Source organism: Rhizobium sp. CFBP 8762 (genome assembly GCF_014841565.1).
In the GTDB taxonomy this organism is placed as follows: domain Bacteria; phylum Pseudomonadota; class Alphaproteobacteria; order Rhizobiales; family Rhizobiaceae; genus CFBP-8762.
Genome location: NZ_JACYUD010000001.1, coordinates 575,638 through 594,511, shown reverse-complemented (window position 1 = coordinate 594,511; position 18,874 = coordinate 575,638). Strand labels below are relative to the sequence as shown.

20 protein-coding genes are annotated in these 18,874 nt (G+C 57.0%); 16 read left to right on the top strand and 4 right to left on the bottom strand.

Annotated features, from left to right (window positions below):
* Nucleotides 1–35: 35 nt before the first annotated feature.
* The 10 genes from flaF to IFT84_RS02745 all read left to right on the top strand — a co-directional run bounded on the left by flaF (nucleotide 36) and on the right by IFT84_RS02745 (nucleotide 6,474).
* Nucleotides 36–383 (top strand): flagellar biosynthesis regulator FlaF, encoded by a 348-nt coding sequence (gene flaF / locus IFT84_RS02790; protein ID WP_192117103.1) that lies wholly within the window; start codon nucleotides 36–38, stop codon nucleotides 381–383.
* Nucleotides 380–829, top strand: a complete 450-nt coding sequence (flbT, locus tag IFT84_RS02785) for a flagellar biosynthesis repressor FlbT (RefSeq protein WP_192117102.1) — start codon at nucleotides 380–382, stop codon at nucleotides 827–829. The genes flaF and flbT overlap by 4 nt, the downstream gene beginning before the upstream one ends.
* Nucleotides 820–1,293, top strand: a complete 474-nt coding sequence (locus tag IFT84_RS02780) for a flagellar hook assembly protein FlgD (protein WP_192117101.1) — start codon at nucleotides 820–822, stop codon at nucleotides 1,291–1,293. Before flbT ends, IFT84_RS02780 begins: the two co-directional genes overlap by 10 nt.
* A 12-nt stretch (nucleotides 1,294–1,305) precedes the next feature.
* On the top strand, nucleotides 1,306–1,572 hold the full coding sequence (gene fliQ, locus IFT84_RS02775) for a flagellar biosynthesis protein FliQ (RefSeq protein ID WP_192117100.1): 267 nt from the start codon (nucleotides 1,306–1,308) through the stop codon (nucleotides 1,570–1,572).
* Between the two features lie 106 nt (nucleotides 1,573–1,678).
* The gene (flhA, locus tag IFT84_RS02770; RefSeq protein WP_192117099.1) at nucleotides 1,679–3,766 is read left to right on the top strand and encodes a flagellar biosynthesis protein FlhA; all 2,088 of its coding nucleotides are present in this window, start codon (nucleotides 1,679–1,681) and stop codon (nucleotides 3,764–3,766) included.
* Nucleotides 3,763–4,515 (top strand): flagellar biosynthetic protein FliR, encoded by a 753-nt coding sequence (gene fliR / locus IFT84_RS02765; RefSeq protein WP_192117098.1) that lies wholly within the window; start codon nucleotides 3,763–3,765, stop codon nucleotides 4,513–4,515. The genes flhA and fliR overlap by 4 nt, the downstream gene beginning before the upstream one ends.
* The gene (locus IFT84_RS02760) at nucleotides 4,515–4,925 is read left to right on the top strand and encodes a hypothetical protein (protein ID WP_192117097.1); all 411 of its coding nucleotides are present in this window, start codon (nucleotides 4,515–4,517) and stop codon (nucleotides 4,923–4,925) included. Before fliR ends, IFT84_RS02760 begins: the two co-directional genes overlap by 1 nt.
* A 43-nt stretch (nucleotides 4,926–4,968) precedes the next feature.
* Nucleotides 4,969–5,520 carry a rod-binding protein gene (locus IFT84_RS02755; protein WP_192117096.1) on the top strand — a complete coding sequence of 184 codons (552 nt, stop codon included), beginning with the start codon at nucleotides 4,969–4,971 and terminating at the stop codon, nucleotides 5,518–5,520.
* A gap of 31 nt (nucleotides 5,521–5,551) precedes the next feature.
* Nucleotides 5,552–5,917, top strand: coding sequence for a hypothetical protein (locus tag IFT84_RS02750; RefSeq protein WP_192117095.1), 366 nt, complete (start codon nucleotides 5,552–5,554; stop codon nucleotides 5,915–5,917).
* A complete protein-coding gene (locus tag IFT84_RS02745) occupies nucleotides 5,917–6,474 on the top strand; it encodes a hypothetical protein (RefSeq protein ID WP_192117094.1) in 558 nt (185 codons plus the stop codon). Before IFT84_RS02750 ends, IFT84_RS02745 begins: the two co-directional genes overlap by 1 nt.
* Nucleotides 6,475–6,481: 7 nt before the next feature.
* Here IFT84_RS02745 and ftrA read toward each other — a convergent pair whose 3' ends face one another.
* Nucleotides 6,482–7,459, bottom strand: coding sequence for a transcriptional regulator FtrA (gene ftrA, locus IFT84_RS02740; protein WP_244651052.1), 978 nt, complete (start codon nucleotides 7,457–7,459; stop codon nucleotides 6,482–6,484).
* 85 nt (nucleotides 7,460–7,544) lie between these two features.
* Between ftrA and IFT84_RS02735 the strand changes: the two genes are divergently transcribed.
* On the top strand, nucleotides 7,545–7,940 hold the full coding sequence (locus tag IFT84_RS02735; protein ID WP_192117093.1) for a rhodanese-like domain-containing protein: 396 nt from the start codon (nucleotides 7,545–7,547) through the stop codon (nucleotides 7,938–7,940).
* A gap of 1 nt (nucleotide 7,941) precedes the next feature.
* On the opposite strand, the gene IFT84_RS02730 is transcribed toward IFT84_RS02735, so the two are convergent.
* The gene (locus IFT84_RS02730; RefSeq protein ID WP_192117092.1) at nucleotides 7,942–8,928 is read right to left on the bottom strand and encodes a glycosyltransferase family 2 protein; all 987 of its coding nucleotides are present in this window, start codon (nucleotides 8,926–8,928) and stop codon (nucleotides 7,942–7,944) included.
* A gap of 84 nt (nucleotides 8,929–9,012) precedes the next feature.
* Here IFT84_RS02730 and IFT84_RS21405 point away from each other — a divergent pair, with 84 nt between their 5' ends.
* Both IFT84_RS21405 and IFT84_RS02720 read left to right on the top strand, forming a co-directional pair.
* On the top strand, nucleotides 9,013–10,941 hold the full coding sequence (locus tag IFT84_RS21405; protein WP_244651051.1) for a WecB/TagA/CpsF family glycosyltransferase: 1,929 nt from the start codon (nucleotides 9,013–9,015) through the stop codon (nucleotides 10,939–10,941).
* Nucleotides 10,941–11,828, top strand: a complete 888-nt coding sequence (locus tag IFT84_RS02720; protein ID WP_192117091.1) for a DUF6492 family protein — start codon at nucleotides 10,941–10,943, stop codon at nucleotides 11,826–11,828. The genes IFT84_RS21405 and IFT84_RS02720 overlap by 1 nt, the downstream gene beginning before the upstream one ends.
* Here the strand turns inward: IFT84_RS02720 and IFT84_RS02715 are convergent.
* Nucleotides 11,821–13,044: a lipopolysaccharide biosynthesis protein gene (locus tag IFT84_RS02715; protein ID WP_446737557.1), complete on the bottom strand. Its 1,224-nt coding sequence runs from the start codon at nucleotides 13,042–13,044 to the stop codon at nucleotides 11,821–11,823. The genes IFT84_RS02720 and IFT84_RS02715 overlap by 8 nt on opposite strands.
* Nucleotides 13,045–13,363: 319 nt before the next feature.
* On the opposite strand from IFT84_RS02715, the gene IFT84_RS02710 reads away from it, so the two are divergent.
* Nucleotides 13,364–15,175 (top strand): GumC family protein, encoded by a 1,812-nt coding sequence (locus IFT84_RS02710; RefSeq protein WP_192117090.1) that lies wholly within the window; start codon nucleotides 13,364–13,366, stop codon nucleotides 15,173–15,175.
* A 94-nt stretch (nucleotides 15,176–15,269) separates the two neighbouring features.
* Nucleotides 15,270–16,169: a bifunctional methylenetetrahydrofolate dehydrogenase/methenyltetrahydrofolate cyclohydrolase FolD gene (folD, locus tag IFT84_RS02705; RefSeq protein ID WP_192117089.1), complete on the top strand. Its 900-nt coding sequence runs from the start codon at nucleotides 15,270–15,272 to the stop codon at nucleotides 16,167–16,169.
* Nucleotides 16,170–16,174: 5 nt separating this feature from the next.
* On the opposite strand, the gene IFT84_RS02700 is transcribed toward folD, so the two are convergent.
* Nucleotides 16,175–17,203, bottom strand: coding sequence for a LacI family DNA-binding transcriptional regulator (locus IFT84_RS02700; RefSeq protein ID WP_192117088.1), 1,029 nt, complete (start codon nucleotides 17,201–17,203; stop codon nucleotides 16,175–16,177).
* Nucleotides 17,204–17,495: 292 nt separating this feature from the next.
* Between IFT84_RS02700 and IFT84_RS02695 the strand changes: the two genes are divergently transcribed.
* Nucleotides 17,496–18,833, top strand: a complete 1,338-nt coding sequence (locus IFT84_RS02695) for an ABC transporter substrate-binding protein (RefSeq protein ID WP_197975446.1) — start codon at nucleotides 17,496–17,498, stop codon at nucleotides 18,831–18,833.
* The last annotated feature ends 41 nt before the right edge of the window (nucleotides 18,834–18,874 follow it).

Sequence of the window (18,874 nt, the reverse complement as noted above, 5' to 3'; positions counted from 1 at the left end):
GACAGAGGGCACCGGACAACATGAGGGATGTCTGAATGTACCAGTTTTCCTACGCTGAAATTATGGAGGACGACGTTGCGGATGCGCGGCAACGCGAGCGTCAGGTTCTGGACCGCTCCATAGATCTGCTGCGCGCGGCCAGCCAGAAACAGGGCTATTCGCGCGAGGCAATCGAGGCGATTTATTTTACGCGCCGTCTCTGGGTGCGTTTTATAGAGGATCTGCAGGAGCCCGATAATCAACTTGATACCGAGTTGCGGGCAAATCTGATTTCCATCGCAATCTGGATTTTGAAAGAGGCGGAAAAGATTCGCAGGCGCGAATCCACCAACTTTCAGGGCATTATCGATATTACCACCATCATCAGGGACGGACTGAAATGAAAAGCACCTTGCGTATATCGCTGAAGTCCGGTGAGCGAATTTTTGTGAACGGAGCGGTTTTGCGGGTGGACCGGAAAGTGGCCCTTGAGTTCATGAACGACGTAACATTTCTGTTGGAAAACCACGTTCTCCAGCCGGAGGATGCAACCACGCCGTTGCGTCAGTTGTATTTCATTGCGCAGATGATCCTCATCAATCCCGAGGGTGCGCAGCACTCTCAAACCATGTTCCGCAAATCCGTGATCATGCTGCTGAATTGCTTCCGCAATGAGGAAGTGCTGGCGGAGCTCAAGCGAATTGATGGAATGGTCAGCGAAGGCCGCGCCTTCGATGCGCTGAAGGCCATTCGTGGACTGTATCCGATTGAGGAGTCGATCCTCAACAATCAGGAAATGACGCCTGCAATCATCGAAGAAATTCGCAAGGAGATGGCACCATGGCGGTAGACGCGGCAGCGGCCACCACGGCCGTTACACAGACCGCCGGAACTGTCGCTCCGACAGCCTCGACAACGGCGGCAAAATCTGCGACGCTCAACTATGAAAGCTTTCTGCAGTTGCTGGTCGCGCAGATGAAAAACCAGGACCCGACAGCGCCCATGGATGCGGCGCAACAGTTGGCGCAGCTGGCCTCCTTTTCGCAGGTTGAGCAAACGATCAAGACCAACAAAAATCTGGAGTTGCAGGTTGAGCAAACGATTAAGACAAATACCAATCTGGAATTGCTTCTCAGCCGCAATGCAATTTCTGAAGCAAGTGCGATGATTGGCAAGCAGGTTTCGTCAGCAGACGGTGCCGTTACTGGTATCGTAAAAGAGGTCAAGCTATATTCAGATGGAATCATTGCCGTTCTGGATACCGGTAACGAATTGCTGGTCGGGCCAGGCACGAAGGTACGTTCTCCATCTTAAGGTCATTCAACCATGAACGAGGCTGACGCGCTGGATATTGTCCAGACTGCAATCTGGACTGTCATCGTGGCCTCTGGCCCAACCGTGTTGGCTGCAATGATCGTGGGTGTTGTCATCGCCTTTATTCAGGCGCTGACTCAGGTTCAGGAAATGACCCTGACTTTCGTGCCGAAGATATTGGCTGTTATGGTCACGGTTGCGATTTCCGCCCCCTTCGTGGGGTCACAGATTTCCATCTTCACAGATATTGTCTTTTCCAGAATCCAATCCGGGTTCTGAGCCTCATTTTATCGCCATGCAGCATTTTCGCGCAAGCTTGGCGCTGTATCAGTCCAGCCGAATTGGCAGTTACGACTGCCGCCTCTCATGACGAGACGGGGACGACATGGCACAACAGAGCATTCTGGGTATTCCCAAGGTTAGCCCGAAGGGCCGCGATATCGGCTTTGCCCTTGGTATCGTTGGCATCCTTTCCATCCTCTTTTTGCCAATCCCGCCCTTCCTCATCGATATCGGCCTGGCATTCTCGATAGCCTTTTCGGTGCTGATCTTGATGGTGTCGCTGTGGATTCAACGACCTCTGGATTTCTCGTCCTTTCCCACCATCCTGCTGATTGCCACGATGATCCGGCTGGCACTCAATATCGCCACCACGCGGGTTATTCTGTCCCACGGTCATCAGGGGCATGATGCTGCCGGTAGCGTAATTGCGGGCTTTGCAGATCTCGTCATGTCTGGTGACTTTGTCATAGGTCTGATCGTCTTTCTGATTCTGATCACCGTGAACTTCATCGTCATCACCAAGGGTGCCACGCGTATTGCGGAAGTTGGCGCGCGCTTTACGCTGGATGCTATTCCCGGCAAACAAATGTCGATCGATGCGGATTTGTCCGCCGGTATGATCGACGATCAGGAGGCCCAACGCCGCCGTCGCGAACTGGAAGAGGAAAGCTCGTTCTTCGGCTCCATGGATGGCGCGTCGAAATTCGTGCGTGGTGATGCGGTTGCCGGTCTTTTGATCACGGCGATCAACGTGTTCGGCGGTATCATCATTGGCTATTTCCGCCACGGCATGGAAATCGGCGAAGCCGCCGACGTGTTCGTCAAGCTTTCAGTGGGCGATGGCCTTGTTTCGCAGATTCCGGCACTGATCGTATCGCTGGCGGCTGGCCTTCTGGTGTCGCGCGGCAGTACGCCGGGGTCCACCGACAAGGCCGTTATCGAGCAATTGAGCGGCTATCCCCGTGCGCTGCTGGTGGCTGCGGGTCTGATGATGCTGCTGTCGATTGTGCCCGGATTACCCTTCTTCCCCTTTATGCTGCTGGGCGCTGGCATGGGCTTCTTTAGCTGGATCATTCCCCGCCAGCTTGAAGCGCAGAAGCAGGCGAAACTTGCGGCAGAGCAGGAACTGGTGCAGCAGAATCAGGACATTGAAAAGGACTCGGTCAAGTCCGTTCTCAAAACCTCCGAAATCGAACTTCATCTCGGCAAACAGGTGTCCGCCCGCTTGCTTGGCACGCATCAGGAACTGGCTTTTCGCGTTGGCAAGATGCGCCGCAAGTTTGCGGCGCAGTACGGTATGGTCGTGCCGGAAATCAAGGTTACCGACGATATCAGCGTGCCCGACAAAAGCTACCATATCCGCATTCACGGAACAACAGTCGCCTCCCATGCCGTGCGGGTTGGGGAAGTCATGGTCGTCACCGGCGGTGGCCGTCGCCCGAGTGTGCCGGGAGATGATATCCGCGAGCCCGCATTCGGCATGCCCGCCGTCTCTGTGCTTGAAACCTTTACAGACGAGCTAAAGCGGGAAGGGTTCCACCCCATCGACAACGTATCGGTGGTGCTCACACATTTGAGCGAAGTGATCCGTAACAACCTGCCGCATCTTCTGTCCTACAAGGACGTGAAGGTTCTGATTGAGCGTCTGGACCCCGAATACCGCAAGCTTGCTGATGAAATCTGCACGACGCATATGTCCTATTCGGGCTTGCAGGCGGTGTTGAAGCTGCTTCTGGCAGAGCGCGTGTCCATCCGCAACCTGCATCTGATCTTGGAGGCGGTGGCGGAACTCGCACCCCATGTCCGCCGCACGGAGCAGATAGTGGAGCATGTGCGGGTGCGCATGTCCCAGCAACTCTGTGGGGACCTGACCGACAACGGCGTGCTGCGTGTGCTGCGTCTGGGCAGTCGGTGGGATATGGTCTTCCATCAGGCCCTCAAGCGGGATGCGAAGGGCGATGTGGTGGAGTTTGACATCGACCCTCGCCATCTGGAAGAGTTCAGCGAACAGGCGACAACCGTTATCCGCGAGCATCTGGATCGCGGGCAGTCGTTCGTGCTGGTCACCTCTCCCGAGGCCCGGTCCTATGTGCGCATGATTGTCGAGCGGCTGTTTGCGACCCTGCCGGTTCTGTCTCATGTGGAACTGGCGAAGGGCCTCGAAATCAAGATACTTGGCTCGATTTCATGATTTCAGACCCCGACGGTACGGTTCTGGCGCTATTTGCCGCGTTTTGCCGGATCGGTGGTTGTATCATGGTGCTGCCAGGATTTTCGTCGGCGCGTATTTCGCTGCAAATTCGCATTCTTCTGGCGGTGGCCGTGTCCATGGCGATGCTGCCAGTTTTATGGGACCAGATTTACCCGCAGGTCACGGGGAAGGGACACTCCTATCTTCTGCTGGTCACATTCGAAACCGTGATCGGCGTCGTTTTTGGACTGATTACACGCTACTATGTGCTGGGTTTGCAGTTCGCCGGCACGGTACTGACCATGATGATCGGCTTCAACGCACCGCCGACAGCCGATGTGCTGGAAGACACTGCTGAAAATCAGTTGACCAACATGATCAGTTTCGCAGGTCTTCTGATCCTGTTTCTGATGGATTTTCATCACGTGGTCTTCTCAGCTTTGGTCGATTCCTACACGTCCATGCCGATTGGTGCGAAGTTCGATCCTCAGAACGTGCTGATTACGCTGACCAACACACTCAGCCAAACCTTCTTCATTATGCTGCGGCTGGCGAGCCCCTATATCCTCTACGGGTTGCTGTTCAACATCGCTGTCGGTTTCGTCAACAAGCTGGCGCCTGCCATTCCCATTTACTTCATTTCCACACCGTATCTGATCGCCGGTGGCATGTTCCTTGTCTATTTCGGCATCGCCGCCATGCTGAAACTGTTTGCCGATGGGTTTGGTCCCATCCTCAGGGGATTGTGATGAAAACTCGCTCGCAAAAGCTCGCAAGGCTGGTGGCCGTACAGCGCTATCTGGAGCAGATCGCCGAAAGCGAACTCGCCGATACGACCCGCCAGCGGCAAGTCGTCAGCGAAACGATGGACGTGGTGGCGGCTGCCATGAGCTCGCCGGACCCGATGCACCAGATGTTTTCGAGTGTTTACTCCACGCAGATGGGACGGTTGACGCATAAGGACCGTATCCTGTCCGGTGTGCAGGAGGTGCAGGAGGCCCGTGTGTTGAAAGAACGGGTGAAGGCCGACCGGCTGGAGGAAAATCGCAAGTCGGCACGGGAAATGGAGGACCGGGAAGAGGCGGATACTGCCATTTACGATCTGGTCGATCAGCAACTGGCAGGCGCGCCAGCCTCCGGTAAGCTTGGTAGGGTATAATTCCTCTGTAACCGTAGGCCGTTCAATCAAATATAGGTGCATCGTGGCCATTTCTCCTCCCAGCGATCTTGTGCTGGATGTCGTGCGTGCGGCAGATCCGGCAGCCGTGCAGGAAGCGCAAGCGCGGCTGAAAGCCAACCGTGCTGCATTCACGGCCAATAGCCTTGCCGATAGCGGCGCGAGCTTTTCCGCCACCGTTGGTGCCGTATCGGCGCAGAGCGAGAGTGGTTTAGGCAACATCAACAACCGCGCAGCCAGCCCGGACATTCCGGCAACCTACAAAAAGTTCGAGGCGATGGTGCTGCAAAGCTTTGTGAAGAGCATGCTGCCCGAGGAAAGCGAAGAAGTGTACGGAAAAGGCACGGCAGGCGATGTCTGGAAGTCGATGATGGCGGAACAGATCGGCTCCGTTCTTGCTGAAGGTGGCGGAATCGGTATCGCAGAGAGGCTGGGTAGCAGCGGTGTTACCGGCGCAGATGGCGCAGCACGTGTTGAAGCATCGCTGAACGGCAACGCACACAATCTCGCATCCGGCACAGTGCATGAATATCAGCGCAAAATCCTCGACACGATGTTGTCGGATACGAGCGCTTAACGACTGAAACATTTTTGACTGGAGATATCCTATGCAAACATCCCCCGGTGATCTCAGGATCAAGAATGTTCTTGGTCGATTGGAAATGATTATCGACAATGAGAATGCGCGCATCGGAACCGATACGCTGTTCGACATTAAAACATCCAATGCGCACAAAAGCCGTTGCCTGTACGAACTCACCCTGCTGTCGCGCGATCTGAAGCCCGAGGACATGAACGGTTCGTTCGTATCCCAGACCAGCGTCTTGAAAGACAAGCTGGCGGAAAATGCCGAAAAGGTTCAGGCGCATATGGAGGCAATCCGCAGGGTTGTCGACCTGCTAAAGACGGCAACACAGGAAGCCGAGGCAGACGGCATCTACTCGCAAGAGCAGTTCCGTTATAGCGAGCAGTGATGCTGAAACTCCTTTTTACCGGCGTATGGGTCTGCGCGATTTCGCTTGGCGCGGTGTATTTTTCATCCCGAATTCCCGCCAAACCGCTGGTTCTGGAGGGCGCCGCGGCCAAACGCGCCGGTGAGCAGTATGTTTTCGGGGAACTCACAACGCTTCCCGTCATTCAGAACGGAGCCGTGCAGGGGTATTTCCTCACCAAGATTACGCTGATCGTTAAACGCGATGCCATTGAGGGCCTCGATATTCCCATCAAGGAAACCCTGACGGATGAGCTTTACAGCCTGCTGGTCGGCAACAAGGTCATCGATATCACCAATACAAAAGCGTTTGATCTCAATGATTTCAAGAAAATGATCCTTGAAACCATGAACACCAAGTTGGCCGGAGATATTGTGCAGACCGTTCTGGTGGAGCAACTGGAATATCTGACCAAGCAGGATGTGACGCTGCTGAACAACCCGCAGCGCATGCAGCGCCAACCGGTGCCCATTGTTGATGGCAAGGGGCAAAAGGGTAATGATATCATCCCGTCCATCGATAAGGCGGCCGGTGAGTAGGGACGGTTCAGCTGAATTTCTTTCGGTAGGCGGACGGTGTGGTTAGAAACCGATGTTGGAAATGGTGGCGTAAGGTGGCCGCCGCTCCGAAACCGGACTGCTGGGCAATCTGGTCCAGTGTCAGCGCTGTCTCTTCCAGCAGTCGGCAGGCTTGGTTCAGGCGTTCGGTGAGAATCCATCGGCTTGGCGTCGTGCCGGTCGCATCCTGAAATCGCCGCAGAAATGTCCGTTCGCCCATGCCGCTGCGGCGTGCCATGGAGGCGACCGTATGGGGTTCGGTCAGGTTTTGTCGCAGCGTGTCAAGAAGGGGTCCAAGACGCCCGCTTTCGTGATCGACAGGCATGGCACGCGGCACAAATTGCGCCTGTCCGCCATCGCGGTGCGGAGGCACGACCAGCCGCCTCGCGACGCTGTTGGCTGCCACCGTACCAAAATCCCGGCGTACCAGATGCAGGCAGAGGTCGATGCCCGCAGCGCTACCCGCAGACGTCAAAAGCGCTCCGTTATCGATGTACAAAACATCGGGCTCCAACTGAATTTTGGGGTAGAGGCGCGCCAGAACGTCAACGTAACGCCAGTGGGTCGTCGCGCGTTGCCCATTGAGCAACCCTGTCGCCGCCAGGACGAAAACTCCTGAACAGATTGATAAAAGCCGCGCACCATTCTGGTGAGCCTTTTGCAGATGCGTGACCAAAGCAGGGGGCACCGGTGCTTGCGGGTCGCGCCAGCCCGGAATGATGATCGTTCCTGCAGTGTCCAGCAATTCAAGTCCACCATCGACCATCAGTCGAACGCCGCCCGCTGCACGCAGCGGTCCGTCGTCGGCGCTGGCAACAGCGAAGCGATACCAGCTATCGCCCATCTCCGGACGAGCAAGGCCGAACACTTCCACCGCAACGCCGAATTCGAATGTACAAAGGCCATCATAGGCCAGCGCCACGACGTTTGCGTTTTGCAGAGCGCGCTTGTCAGCCGGTTTTGTCATGATCTTGATGATACATGGCATATCTGCCAGCGGCAAGCACGGGCAGGACGAGGTAATGTCGGGTTTATATTCACAGGAGACAGCCATGAGTTTCGTCAGCGATTATCCAGCCGCCAGCCCTGCCGCCGCCACCGCCCACTTCCACGACCGACTGTCGTTCGAGACTGATTGCGCCGATGTTGCTGCCAGTTTTGAAAGCGGAACAGTCGATTTCGTGCTGCTTCACGTGATCGGATCGCCGGAGGCGTTTGCAAAATCTCACCTGCCGGGCGCGGTGCATCTGCCACACCGTCACATTACCGCAGAAGCCATGCGTGCGTGGCCGGATGAAACACTGTTCGTGGTGTACTGCGCCGGGCCGCATTGCAACGGTGCAGACCGCGCTGCTCTCAAGCTTAGCGCGCTTGGGCGTCCGGTGAAGGTGATGATTGGTGGAATGACGGGCTGGGTGGACGAAGGGTTTGCGTTTGAAACAACGTAACTCAATTGCTTTCCGGGTTGCGGTATTGCTCGCCGATCTTTCCAAACTCCGCCAGTAGACGACCGATAGCGACGTGAAAATGGTGTGGCAGGGTGTTCACAAGTCCGGTCTGCCGCCACAGTTGAACACCGCGAAAGGGCGAGGCCCCGAGCAGCGCAAGGGATTTCAGCAGTGTGCGGGCGCGCCCCCCGATGCCGGGGTTCTGCCGATGTTCAATCAGCGTGGATATGGCGCCGTTGCGCTGGCTGCGAGCGTTGATCCAGCTTTGTTGTGTGCGTCTGGTTGGAATGATTTCGCTCACGGTGGCCTCGGCGCACCACGCAAACCGAAACCCCTTGGCCCGGCAACGGCGGTAAAAATCACTGTCCCCACCGCCGATGAAATTGAAAGCCGTGTCCAGATAGGGCTGCGGCATGGCATCCAGAATGCGGCGCGAAATCAGGACGTTGCCTGACGAATAAAGAATGGGCACCGGCCCCGTCTGGCGATAATGAGGCATGAAAACCGGATGCCGGTGCAGGGGTACGCTCGGCGGGGCTTCAAACACCGGCACCTGCGGTCCACCAACGCAATCGGCTCCGGTCGCCGCCTGCGTCGCCAGAAGATTGGCGAGCCAGCCGGTTGCAGCCTGCTCGTCATCGTCGATCACGGCAATGGCTTCCAGACGCATGAAGCGTTGCATCGCCGTGTGCCAACCGGCATTGTACGCGCTACAATTACCCCGTTCATGCGCGAGGATCACCAGCCCGCAGACGTTGTTCTGAATGAAAAATGCTTTGGCCGCCTCCGCGCCCGCCATTCCCGCTGTATCATTTTCCATGACGATGACCGCGAATTGTCGCGCGGGCACTTGCTTTGTCAGTGATTTCAACGTCTCTGTTAGGCAGTCGGGGCGGCGAAAGGTGGGAAGCGTCACAACGAGCTTGATGGCGTCGAACTCAAGGTCCGGTGGTTCGTAAAAAACCGTTATGTCTTGAGGCTGCGGCAATCGTGTTCAACCATGTTGAGGGCTTGGGTGCTCTTATCATGGTTTCTCGTTCTATAGTGCTAGAAATATGGTCCGTGTCGCGTAATGCATTTGGTTTTCGTTTCCTCTCTGGTTCCCGTCGCCGAGCCTGCGTCCGGGTTTGATATCGCCAATCGTGTTTTGCTCGATGGTTTGAGGGCCGTTGGAGCGAAGGTGACGGTTATCGGCTTTCTGGAACCGGAACAGAGTCCCGCTTTGCCGAAGCAAACACGGCTTTTGGGCACACTGAACGTAACCAATGCGCGCGCAAGCCGAATAACGAAATTGCGTTGGCTGACGACAGCGATGTGGCGGAGAACAAGCGTGTCCTGCGCAAAGATGCATGCGATTTCAGTCCGCGATCTCAAAAAGCAGCTGGACGCTTGCGAGCCCTTTGATGCGCTGGTGTTGAACTCGATCCAACTGGCAGGCGCCTTTCCGTGGGTTTTCGCCGCCTATCCCTCTCTCTATGTGGCTCATAACAATGAGGCACAAACGGCCCGCGACAATGCGCAGCGTGCTCATAATCCGCTGGTCCGCTGGCTTTATGAGCGCGAGAGCAGATGTCTGGCGCGCCTTGAGCAGCAGCTTGGCGCACACGCATCACATATCTGGACATTCTCAGCCGACGACAAAGACACGTTTGGCCCGCAGGCGCAGCACCGTATCTCAACGCTGCCATTGATAACGCCGACTGAAGTCGTCTGGAATCCGGCAAACGAACCAAGGCCGATCTATGATCTGGGTTTGATCGGCTCCTGGAGCTGGGAAGCAAATCGCTTGGGACTTGAGTGGTTTTTGAACGATGTGGTTCCACATGTCCCACCCGATTTCAGCATAGCAATCGCCGGAAATCTGGCCGTTCCACCTGCTGTTGATCATCCGGGCGTAACTTTCTTGGGGCGTGTTGCCGATGCGGGAGCGTTTGTGCGGTCCTGTCGCGTTATCCCGCTTGTCAGCCGCACAGGGACAGGCGTTCAGTTGAAGACCATCGAAACCTTTACCGCGGGCATGCCTGCCGTTTCCACCACGCTCTCGGTGCGTGGCATCGGTACGGTGCCGGAAAACTGCATCATCGCCGATGATGGTCACGCCTTCGCGCAAGCCTTGATCGCGCAAGTGGAGGGTGTAAAATCCGGCATCGTCGCCAAATCGGATGGGCGGCTGTTTCGCCAGAGCCGGGAAGAGGCTTTGCTCGAACAGATCAGAATCGGGCTAAAGACATTGGAGCAGCCTCTTGTCACGACCAGAACGGTTCTGGATTTGCCGGTGCTGGATCTCGGCTGGCATCAGGCACTGTGCTACGCGCAGGATCTCGCCGACCGGCCAGAGGGCTGTTCCGTGCTGTCGTTCCTCAATGCCAACAATGCCAATATCATGATGAAAGACACAGGCTACCGGGCGGCCCTGTCCCGGCAAATCGTGCTGCCGGATGGGCACGGTGTCGATATTGCGTCCTACGTCACCACTGGAACGAGCTTTCCGGCCAATCTCAACGGAACCGATTTTGTCCCCGCCTTGCTGACATTCCTGACGCAGCCAAAGCGCATTGCCATGATTGGGGCGCGCGCAACAAGTTTGCATAAAGCGGCGGAAAACCTGTCGCGGCATACCCCGTGGCATACATTTCTGCCCATTTCCGATGGTTTTTTTGACCGGTCGCAGTCTCAGGATATCCTGAACGAGGTTGAGCGGCAGGAAGTCGATATTCTGCTGGTGGCCATGGGAAGCCCCGATCAGGAAAAATGGGTAGATACCCATGTGCGGGCCAACCATGCGCGGCTTGTCATCAATGTTGGGGCCCTGTTCGATTTCATGGCAGGCGAGGTTCCGCGTGCTCCGGAAGGGCTGCGAAAGTTGCGGCTGGAATGGGTGTATCGGCTGGCCCAAGAGCCATCCCGCCTTTGGCGACGCTATGTGCTGGGCAATCCGCTGTTTATATATCATGTGCTCCGGCATAAACTCGGCTTGCAACGGAAGGCAGGCCACCAGTGATGGCCCATCCACGTCGCACGGCGGTCATCACGGCATCCTATTCAAAGGATTACGAGCGTTGTGCCATCCTTTGCGAAAGCGTTGATCAGCACCTGAAAGGGGACTGGACGCATTACCTGCTAGTCGCGGGTACCGATGTCCGCTTGTTCCAAACTCTGGAGGGGCCGCGCCGCCGGGTGATCAATGAGCGCGACCTGTTGCCATGGTGGCTGAAAGCAGCACCATCCTGGATGACGTACAAGGGCAGAGCCCTTTGGCTGACACCGTTTTCTCCCCCGTTGCGGGGCTGGCATGTCCAGCAATTACGGCGACTGGCGATCTCTCGTCATCTGTCCGAGCAGGCGATGTTTTCCATCGACTCCGATGTGATCATGGTGCGGGATTTCGATCCGGCAATGCTCTGGCATGGCAACGATCTGATGCTGTATCGCAGAGATGGCAACATCACCGGGAACCATACCGATCACCTGAAATGGCTGGCGCATTCCGATACCTTGCTGACGTTGCCGAGTCCCGCTTTGCCAGCCCATGATTACATCAACACGATGATTGCCTGGCGCACCGATACCTGTCGCGCGCTTCTGGACAGCATCGAAACCCACCATCGCCGGCACTGGGTCCGTGCGGTTCTTGCGTCCCGGTCGTTTTCGGAATGCCAGATCTACGGGCGGTACGCGGATGAGACCTTGCACGGCAAAGGGCACTTTGTAACGGATCAGGCGCTCTGTCATGTTCTATGGGACGATGACACCGTGCCGCTGGATGAGCGTGGCCTACGCCAGTTTTTGCGTGATCTCGCGCCGCATCAAATCGGTATCGGCATCCAGTCGTTTCTGGGTTTCAACGCGCGCGACATCCAGCGTCTGGCAGCGCAGGAGATCAGATAACGCGGTGGCGTCTGTGCCGTAACGCGGTATAGGCCAAAGCTGCGGAGAGGGCATAGAGAACCAGATACAGGCCGTTCAGCAGCGGAGCCCACACCTGCGCAGCGCCCGTGTAAGCCATAAGCGCTGCCAGGAACGCCGCTTTCGCAGCGCCGACAATGACAAGAATGATCATGCGCCGAACGGTCAAGCCGGTCGCGTAGAGCAGCTCCGAATGATACTCAACGAGATTGCGAAAGGCCGGCACCAGTAAGACCAGTGGAACAAGCGGCGCAATATCCGCGACATTGCGGCCAAGCCCTGCGGGAAAGATGTGCAGGTACACGGCCATGGCGGCGATGCCGAGCGTAGAAACGAGGAACACGACCAGCTCGATCGCGCCCCGCAAGCGCACGGAGTCCATGGACCGGGGCGTGCGCATGATTTTCTGAACGAGAAGGGTGTTGAACGAGCGAACCGGAAGTGCCGTCAGATCCGCAAGGCGCATGATGATGGCATAGACGCCGGATACGGCAGGCCCGCCAATGGCCAAAACAACGATCTTGTCGAACTCCGACTGCACATAAAACAGCACCTCCGCCCCTGCAACCGAAACGGAATCGGTCCATCGACGCAGGTAGAGCTGTGGGCGCCAGCGCAGCCGCATGGCTGGGAAAAACCAGATCAGCGAAAATGATAAACCAATCGCATTGGCGGCGAGATAGATCACAGACCAGTCAGCCAGCGACGACAGCGGCGACAGCGAGAACAAAACTGCCGCCACGGTTCGAATACCCGTTGATACGATCACCAGCAGAGCACCGCGCCCGAACCGGCCAAGACCGTTCAATACGATGACGATAACCTCCATGCTCCGCCAACAGATGATTTCGGCCACCATGAAGGCGAGAAAAACCGGCAGGCGCATATCGCGGTCAAACACGCTGTAAAATACGATCAGCGTCAGCCCGGCAATCAGGGGGAGAGAGACGACTGCGCCCGCCAGGAATCCGGCAACATATGTGCCAACAAGATGCGGCTTGACGGTCGCGACGCGGTAAAGGGGGGAGACAAAACCAAAGGCCAGCACACGGGAAATCATAATACCCGCCGCCGATGCGGTGGCGAACAGACCAAAATCGGCAATGTTGAGTGTGTTGGCGATGGAAATGAAGTAGAGGAGCGACAGAACAAGGCGGCCCGCTGATCCGCTGATCATCGAGAGGTAGGCGCTAATCATTGCTCTGTTATTGGCAAGAAGTTGCTGAAGCATCTGCGGCAAGAAAGTTGACCCCCGACTCTGCCTTTTGACGTCCGCTGCAACAGCCGCTTGCGTCCGGTTATTAGAGCGCCTGTTTGATGTGATTGGATTCGATTGGCGCTCTAATACATTTACTCGTGAGCATAATCTTGTCGATCCTCGCTTCGCTCTGGTCGGATTATGCTCCAAGCATGGCGTTAATGCTTTATTCTCTATAAAACCATAGGGTATTCGATAAAAGATGCACGGCGACGAACCGTCGAATGCTTTTCATCGAAATGCCTTGGCGAGCAAATGTATGTTTGAACCGGAAGAAAAACGGCGTTCGCTGCTCCAGCGGTCTCTCCTGGACTTTGTTGCCAGTGAGGAGCCGCGCGCTGCTGCCTATTCTTCAAAAGAGAGGCCTTATCACGCCCCGCCGCGCCCGGAGCGTCCGGTTCTTGGCGAGTGGGCGGCGGTGGGGGCATCTGATTCCCAGGTTCCGTTGGATGACGCCCTGAACGAGCAGAAACGCCCGGCAAATTACGGATGGCGCAACTGGTGGCCATGGCGCAAACGCTCAGGTGACGTGGACACGGCAAGCAAAGACCCATCCGACGAGCGTGTTGAACGACGCGAAAGCGGGGATCGGCCTCTGCTTGATCTCGGCATTCTGTTGCAGACAATCTGGCGGTGGCGATACATTATTGCAGCCACAACACTGCTCGGTGCTCTGGCCGCAGCCTATCTCGCTATGGTTACTCCCAATCGTTACGTTGCCGAGACCCGCCTTTATGTCGATCCGCGTGAATTTCGTCTGACGGATACCGACCTTTCGCAGCAAACCTTATCTACCGAAGCGCTACTTGCGGTCATTGACAGCCAGTTGCAGGTTCTTTCCTCCCGCACAGTGCTGGAAAAGGTGGCGCAGTCGCTGCAACTGCAAAACGATCCTGAGTTTATTGCCAATGGAACTCCGATTGCCAACACGGTGATAGAAGCGCAGACGCTGGAGAATCTGGAAAAGGCCGTAACCGTTTCGCGTGATGCCCGCACCTTCGTCGTTGCGGTGCAGGTGATGACCCGTGACCCGCAGAAATCCGCCAGAATTGCCAACGCCATCGTTGAGACCTTTTTGAATGAGGAAAGTGCCGTACAGTCCGGTTTCTTCGAGCGGACGACCAATGCGCTCGATAGCCGGATAACGGAACTGCGAAAAAATCTCGCTGCAGCGGAAAACGAAGTGGAGAAATACAAGGCCGATAACGATCTGGTCGGGGCCGGTGGCACGTTGATCACCGATCGCCAGTTGGTCACGCTGAACGATCAGGCTGCTGCTGCCCGTAACCGGCTAACGGAGGCCAGTGCCAAAGTGGACACGGTTTCCAAAATCGGGGTTAATGATGTGCTTACCGGAGCTTTTCCGGAAGAGGCCAGTTCCTTGGCTCTGGTGGAGTTGCGCAAGCAGTACACGGCGCTGCGCAGCCAGCTTGGTGGCTTGAGTGCCACGCTTGGCGCGCGTCATCCGCAGCGGCAATCCGTTCAGCAGTCCGTTTCAGCGTTGGAGAACGAAATCCGCAATGAGTTGCGCCGTATCGTGACAATTTCCCAAACGGAATTGACCCGCGCACGCGCCGCCTATGAGGACCTTACGGGCCAACTGGCAGCACAGAAAACCCGGCAGATCGCCTCATCCTCCAGCCTTGTGAAGCTGCGGGAGCTGGAGCGCAATGCGAATGCGACACGCACAATCTACGAATCCTTCCTCAAGCTTGCCCGCGAGACCGGCGAAGAGGAAAAGCTGACATCCAAAAATATCCGCGTCATCTCCACCGCAGAGCCACCGCTGAAGCCCAGCTTTCCGCCGCGCAAGCTCTTTGTGGCGGGCGGCACGCTGGGCGGGCTTCTGCTTGGGCTTGGGCTGGCCGTGTTGTTCGGCATCTACCGCAGTCTCACGCAACCGCCGCCGGTGTATGAGCCGATGGCTGGCGGGTATAACCCCTATGGGGAGGCGTCGTCTGGCGGCGTCATTGTTGATGACGACGCGCTGGCGCGCGCGCAGGATGAACTGGAGATCCTGCGCCTGCGCGTGGCGCTCTACAAGGCCAAGCAGGAACGGCAATCCCTGTAAGACGACACAAATTGTCTCTGGTCTGTCTTTTTCCGCGCACACATTTGTGCCATCAGGCGTCATCTCATGGAAATGACAGTGCTGGAGACGTACCGTGACGACTGTAATAGATGGAAAACAGGTTGCTGCCTCAGTAATCGAGGCCGTCAAAACTGCCTCGCAGACGCTTGAAGCGCAAGCGGGCGTGAAAACCGGTCTTGCGGTCGTCATCGTTGGGAACGATCCGGCAAGCCACACCTACGTGTCCAACAAAAGCCGCATGGCTAAGGAGTGCGGGTTTACATCCATCCAGCACACCCTGCCGGAAGACACCCGTCAGGAGGAACTGGCCGCACTCGTTGAAGCGTTGAACGCCGATGAAACGATTCACGGGATATTGGTGCAGTTGCCTCTGCCCAAGCACCTTGATTCCGACGCGATCATTCAGACCATTCTGCCTGAAAAGGACGTCGATGGCCTTCATGTCGTCAATGCCGGAAAGCTGGCAACCGGTGATTTGTCCGGCGGCCTCATTTCCTGCACGCCTGCTGGTGCCATGGTGTTTGTGCGCCGCACCCACGGCGCGGACCTATCCGGTTTGAATGCCGTGGTGATCGGTCGCTCCAACCTGTTTGGCAAGCCAATGTCGGCGCTGCTGCTGGCTGCCAATGCCACCGTGACCACGGCCCATTCGCGCACGAAGGATCTGCCTGCCATCGCCCGCACGGCGGATATTCTCGTTGCAGCCGTTGGACGTCCGCAGATGGTGAAGGCGGATTGGGTCAAGCCTGGTGCGACTGTGATCGACGTCGGCATCAACCGCATCGCTGCGCCTGAGCGCGGCGAGGGCCGCACCCGCCTTGTCGGCGATGTGGCGTTTGATGAGTGCGCTGAGGTGGCCGAGGTCATTACGCCGGTGCCCGGCGGTGTCGGTCCCATGACCATTGCCATGCTGATGGCCAATACGGTGATTGCGGCCTACCGCCGGGCAGGCAGAACGCCACCAACGTTTTAACAAGACTACAAAGGTGCGGGACCGGTCGAGTCCCGCACGATCAGTTCGGTCTCCCACAATTCCTGCCGGGGATAATCGCAGAGCCCCAGCAAGGGTCCGATGAGCCGTTCGGCAATCCGCGCTCCCGCTGCGCGCAAGGACGAGCGCGTGGTGGTGAGCGGCACGGAGAAATGCTCCGGCTTCAGCATCGGCAACACATCATCATGGGCAATCAGCGAAACGTCCCGCCCGATCTTGAGCTTCGCCTCGTTCAGCGCTCGCACGGCCCCCAGCGCCAGTACGGTGCTGGAACACAAAACGGCTGTGGGCGGCTCGTCGAGCGTCAGAAAGCGCTGCATACCCTGAAACCCGTAATCATCGGTCATCACAGAGTGCTGAACAGCCTCATCCGGCAGGATTAGCCCCACATCGGCCAGAGCGCGGACGACGCCGCGTTTGCGGCGGATGGCGTAGGTCAGGTGCTCCGGCCCATTGATAAGCGCGATGCGTGTATGGCCGAGTTGTATCAACAGGCGGGTTGCCGTGTAGAACGCCTTGGTGTTGTCAATGTCGAGATAGGGGTAATCCATGGGTACCCCAATGGAGCGGCCATGGACAATGAAGGGCACCGACAGGCTTTGCAGCATGGCCAGACGGCCATCATCCGCCCGGACGCTGGCCAGAAACAACGCATCCACGGTGCCGCTGGCTGCAAGCCGGCGGAAGGTCGTTTCTTCCTCACCGGGCAAGCTGGGGTTCATGACAAAGTGAAAATCATATGCGACCGCCTTGGAACTCAAACCCTCCAGAAACTCGCCGAAATGCACATCGGACTCGGTCACAAGGCCCACAGGCATCACCAGCCCGATGGATTTTGCCTTGCCGGTCGCCAGCCTTTGAGCTGCGCGATTGGGGCGATAGCCGGTTTCGCGTACGGCATCCAGCACGCGCCTGCGCGTTTGCGCGCTCACCTCCGGGTAGCCGTTCAAGGCGCGGCTGATGGTGGTCTGCGACAGACCGAGCAGCACGGATAGCGACTTCAGGTTCATTGCCATTGTCTACGACGCCAACTCTGTCCGTAAAACGCTCAAAGCGCTTTGGGGATATGATCGGAGCGAATTTCTATCAGCAGATGCAAATACTGCAAGCGGCACCTGTTCTTATTCAAGGTGCTGAAAGTGAAATTCACATAAACTAATGCAGTCCTCCTTGAAATAACTTGACTTATTGGGTGTCCCGGTGATTTTCTAACGCCCAAAGCGCTTTGAATAATTTGGATTTGGTCCTAGGTTCTCAGCGTGGAAACAGACCTTCGAGGGAGGGGTATACGTGAAAAAGACATTCCTGATGGGTGTGGCGGCCCTTGGCCTGCTGATATCGACGGCGCATGCGGCAGACCTCAAGTTCAAGCCGGGTGAGGACTCCAAGTTCAACTGGGCAAGCTACGAGTCGTTTAGCAAGGCGCATGATCTGAAAGGCCAGACGCTGACGATTTTCGGCCCCTGGCGCGGTGAAGACCAGACGCTGGCCGAAAGCGTCATCGCCTATTTTTCGGCGGCCACCGGCGCGAATGTGAAATATTCATCCTCCGAAAACTATGAGCAGCAAATCGTCATCGATACGCAGGCTGGCAGCGCCCCGGACGTCGCCATCCTGCCGCAGCCGGGCCTGATCGCCGATCTCGCAGCCAAGGGCTACTTGAAGCCGCTGGGTGCCGATACGCAGAAGTGGCTGCTGGACAACTATGCGGCTGGCCAGTCCTGGGTTGATCTTGGCACCTACAAGGGCGGTGACGGCACCTCGGCGCTGTACGGCTTTCCCTTCAAGGCGGACGTGAAGTCGCTCATCTGGTATGTGCCTGAAAATTTTGAGGATGCGGGTTACGATGTGCCCAAAACCATGGAAGACCTCAAGGCGCTGACGGAAAAGATCGTCGCCGATGGCGGCACACCATGGTGCATTGGTCTGGGCTCGGGCGGCGCGACCGGCTGGCCTGCAACGGACTGGGTTGAAGACCTGATGCTGCATCTGCATCGTGCCGACGTCTATGATAAATGGGTCAAGAACGAAATTCCGTTCAACGATCCAGCCGTTCTGGAAGCCATCGATGAGTTCGGCTGGTTCGCCAAGAACGACAAGTTTGTCGATGGCGGCGCGGCTGCGGTTGCGGCCACCGATTTCCGTGATAGCCCCAAGGGCCTGTTTACATCGCCGCCCAAGTGCTACCTGCACCACCAGGCTTCGTTCGTGCCATCCTTCTTCCCGGCCGGCACGGTCGTCGGTCAGGATGTGGATTTCTTCTCCACGCCGTCCTACGCATCGCGTGATGTAGGCACGCCTGTGCTGGGCGCCGGAACGCTGGTCATGCTCGGCAAGGATACGCCTGCCTCGCGTGCCTTCATCGAATTTTTGAAAACCCCGATTGCGCATGAAGTCTGGATGGCTCAGTCCAGCTTCCTCACGCCATTCAAGGGTGTCAATCTGGATGCCTATGCCAATGCGCCCATGCGCAAGCAGGGTGAAATCCTTCTGAACGCAACCACGTTCCGCTTCGATGCATCTGATATGATGCCGGGCAAGATCGGTGCCGGTGCGTTCTGGACCGGCATGGTGGATTTCGTCAGTGGCCGTTCTGCTGCCGATGTTGGTGCCAATATCCAGAAGGCCTGGGACTCGATCAAGTAAGTTGGGGCGCGGCTTTCGTTGGTGAAGCACCCGCCCCAAAT